At 58.2% G+C, this 3,421-nt stretch carries 4 protein-coding genes; 2 read left to right on the forward strand and 2 right to left on the reverse strand.

Features of this window, described 5'->3' with window-relative positions; translation table 11 throughout:
* The first annotated feature begins 181 nt into the window (after positions 1 to 181).
* Both AC1DUU_RS26830 and AC1DUU_RS26835 read left to right on the forward strand, forming a co-directional pair.
* A complete protein-coding gene (locus AC1DUU_RS26830) occupies positions 182 to 496 on the forward strand; it encodes a hypothetical protein (protein WP_476786397.1) in 315 nt (104 codons plus the stop codon).
* A 186-nt stretch (positions 497 to 682) separates the two neighbouring features.
* The gene (locus AC1DUU_RS26835; protein WP_476786398.1) at positions 683 to 1,843 is read left to right on the forward strand and encodes a GGDEF domain-containing protein; all 1,161 of its coding nucleotides are present in this window, start codon (positions 683 to 685) and stop codon (positions 1,841 to 1,843) included.
* A gap of 565 nt (positions 1,844 to 2,408) precedes the next feature.
* On the opposite strand, the gene AC1DUU_RS26840 is transcribed toward AC1DUU_RS26835, so the two are convergent.
* Both AC1DUU_RS26840 and AC1DUU_RS26845 read right to left on the reverse strand, forming a co-directional pair.
* Positions 2,409 to 2,939 (reverse strand): hypothetical protein, encoded by a 531-nt coding sequence (locus tag AC1DUU_RS26840; protein ID WP_476786399.1) that lies wholly within the window; start codon positions 2,937 to 2,939, stop codon positions 2,409 to 2,411.
* Between the two features lie 38 nt (positions 2,940 to 2,977).
* On the reverse strand, positions 2,978 to 3,421 hold a 444-nt coding region (locus AC1DUU_RS26845), incomplete at its 5' end, for a hypothetical protein (RefSeq protein WP_476786400.1).

Consider the following 3,421-nt stretch of genomic DNA (forward strand, 5'->3'; position numbering starts at 1 on the left):
AGGCTTGGAGTTTCCTGTCATGATGTCCTCCAAATAGCCGAGGAATTCGGCCGATTGATATACAACCACAGGTTTGACCAAAAGAGAAACGGCGTCTGGACGTAGACGAACCATGTCAGAGCGCTCCGGAAGTCCCGGCCGTGCGGGTAACCACGGCATCCCTCAAACCCAGGAGACTGCCATGCGCTGCTCGTGCATGTTCTTCAGCCTGCCGTTAGCGAGTCTGGCACTCGCCGTCGCGATGGCGTTGTTCACACCGCATTCGCTCCGTGTCGACTACGGCGAAGGCCTCAGTGCCTTGTCGTGGCAGATGCCCGACTTCAGCGTGTTCGATGTCGTGGCCCCGGACGACGCGATCATTGCCGAGCGAAGTTTGCTCGACAAACCAGCCGATGCGCACTTTGCCGTTTACGTCCGGGCCAATCAGCCGTTGACCACCTGGCGCATCGCAGCCGACAGCTATTCGCATATCGACCCGCATATTCAGGCGGCCTGACCCTTGGAAGGCCGTCGTCCTATAGCGACCGGGCTGAAATGTCGCGGCCGTTTTCAAACGTCCTCGATATCGTCTTATTTACTTATGGGAAGGTAAATCTCCAACACCACCAGAAGTAGAGCGACGACGCCGAGGTCAGCGAAAAAATTGCAGTTCAGCCCTTCTGCCTTGCTCCTGATGTTTGCCGTGACGTTTTTCTGCGTCTGGTTGATCGAGCGCCAGCGTCGGCACCTCATGCTGTTTGCGCTGGCGTTTCTGGTCTTCGCCATCGCCACGTTCATTCAGCTCGCCTTGTGGCCGTCGGATATCGGCTTCAATATAGTGGTGACATCCGTGCTCTATTCGGCCGGTCCGCTGCTAATGGTCGAGGGCGTGCTCGCGCGCTCGGGCAGGTCGATACCGCTTGTCGAGCACGCTGCCTGGTTCACTGGGATCGTCGGCACGCTGTGCTATTTCTATTATGTCGACAACGACCTGCAGATCAGGGTCTATGTGCTCCATCTCGGCATGGCTTTCATCTTCCTGAGTGGGGTATGGAAGATCAGGCGTCTCGTGCGCGGCTGCGTTCTCGACAGGGCGGTATTCTGGCTGCTTCTCGGCTTGGCTGTGACGTTCATCGTGCGCACGCTGCTCACCGGCGGCACGGTTCCGAAGGACAATACTCCAGAATTCTTCCAGTCCGAGTTCTGGATCTGGGCGCAGTTCACCATGTCGGTGATTGGCGTCGCCGTGGGCTTGGGGCTCCTGGTCGTTGCCTGCGCCGACGTCATCCTGGCGCTCAAGGCCGAGCGCGACAGCGATCCGCTGACCGGGCTGCTCAATCGCCGGGGACTGCAGGGCAAGGCGTCGCGGCTGCTGGCGCTGGGGAGCAAGCCGTTGAGCATCGTTGCCTGCGATATCGACCGCTTCAAGAACATCAACGACCGCTTCGGCCATGCCACAGGCGATATGGTGCTGGCGAGCTTCGCCGGCATCATCAAGAAGAAACTCAAGGCGGGCGACGTCGCGGCGCGCACCGGTGGCGAAGAGTTCATCATGGTGCTGAACAATTCGGTCGATGACGCATTCAGCTTGACCGAGAGGCTGCGCCGCGAGATCGCGGGCGTGCGTTTTGGCAGCTTGCCTGCGGATATTGTCGTCACCTGCAGCTTCGGCATTGCCGAATTCCATGCCGGCGWAGGGCTGTGGGACGCGATCGCCCGAGCCGACAAGATCCTTTATGCGGCCAAGCGCGCCGGTCGCAACCGCACCYTTGCCGAAGGGTTGCAACTGCCGAGCGCCGCCTGTTTCGTCAGGCTAGCGATTGCCGGTGTTGTCGAGAATGAAGGTCAGCCGTTCGTCGACTGACGCCTTGGGGACCTCGATCAGGTCGTAGCTGCAGGCAGGGTAGGTCTCGACCAAGCTGGCATAGGTGCGCCGGGCCTCGTGTTCATCCTGCTTACGCTCGCTAGCTTATCGAGTAGCTTGGCATTTCCCCTCCCCATTTAAAATAGGGAAAAATAGATCAGGTTTAGATGGCCGTCGGCAAGAAGACGAGTGGGCGATCCATGGACAAGCTCACCAACATCAAGCCCACGCTTGGCGGCCTATCCAGCCGCTACAGCCCGGCCCCAAGGGATGAGCGAGAACGGGATAGGCAACGCTCCACCTCCAACGCATGGCGTATCTGGTACAAATGCCCGGTGGCAGAAGCTTCGCCGCCTCATCCTCGATCGCGACCTGTAAGCCTGCCAGCGCACCGGCGAGTTGCTTACGGGCAAGCACCCAGCACCAAACAGCGCAGTGGTCGATCACATCATTCCGCACCGTGGAGACGAGGCGCTATTCTGGGACGAGTAGTCCACGACAAGGTCAAGCAGGCCGAGGAGCTAAGCGAGATCAAGGGAAGTGGTAATAAGACCGCTGCGGGCGCCTACGCGTCAGGCGCTTCGCGCTGTTGGCGGAGATTGTAAGTGACGGCTTCCATGTCCTTCTGGAGGTCGTAAAGTTCGTAGGCCAGTGATGCGATCAAATCCGGCGTCACCTTGTGCAGCCATGATTGCGTGGTCTTTCCGTCCACCCTCCGGTACTCGACTTGAAGGGGTTTCGGCAGGTAACCAGTCTCTTCACTTCCGAAAATGCCTATTTCCACTGCGTCGTGTATCGCACGATTGCGACGTAGTTTGAGATCACCGTACCGAGACAGGGCATGCTCGGCTTCCGCCCGTAGGTCGAGATCAGCGATACGTCTTACACGCTCCTCTGCAAAGGGCCTTGTTTTATCGTCCCATACGCGAAGCTTGTGGGCCACGGTGTCAACAGTGATTGCCTCTTCAACTGCCTTTGGAGGGCACGCTGCGACTAGTTCGAAGAGCTTGTTGTCGGCGTAAGCAGCCTGCATCGCCAGATGGCCGATAGGTACAACGAACGGTGCACGATAATCGTCAACAGGTGGCAATCGCATTTAAAGCCTCGCAGTAGCAGGACGGCGGACGGACGAGGCTAATTGGGTTGGGACAACAAAACTGGACGGCATAGCTCCTCTACGGTGCGTACCGCGTCGTCCAGAGTTTTTGCAGTTTTGTCGTCTTCGCCCACTCCCCAAATGACATCTTCAAGACGCATCTCGCGTTGTTCACTACGGGAAAGGCCATCGTCTAAAAGGGCGTAGGTAGCGCGCTGAACAGCGTTGTAGGTAGCAATGATTTCGGAAAAGGGCTTGTCTCCTTCTGCACCGAACAGGGCAGAGAACCGATATCTCAGCGACGTGAGTTCTGTGAGAAAATCGACCTCCTTGTTGAGGCGCTCGAGCGGGGCAAAGACCGCATTCCGTCTTGATGTTTGCTCCGGAGTTTCGCCATCCTCCGGTTTTCTCGAGGCCCCCTCGTGGCCACGGGAGAGAGGATGTCTTGCCGATTGAAACAAGGCACGTGCTTTGTAGAAACC

It is taken from the genome of Aminobacter sp. P4_H6_2, assembly GCF_056400805.1.

Coding starts and splice junctions, on each gene's coding strand:
- AC1DUU_RS26830 (WP_476786397.1), top strand. CDS start 182: ATGCGCTGCTCGTGCATGTTCTTCAGCCTGCCGTTAGCGAGTCTGGCA.
- AC1DUU_RS26840 (WP_476786399.1), bottom strand. CDS start 2,939: ATGCGATTGCCACCTGTTGACGATTATCGTGCACCGTTCGTTGTACCT.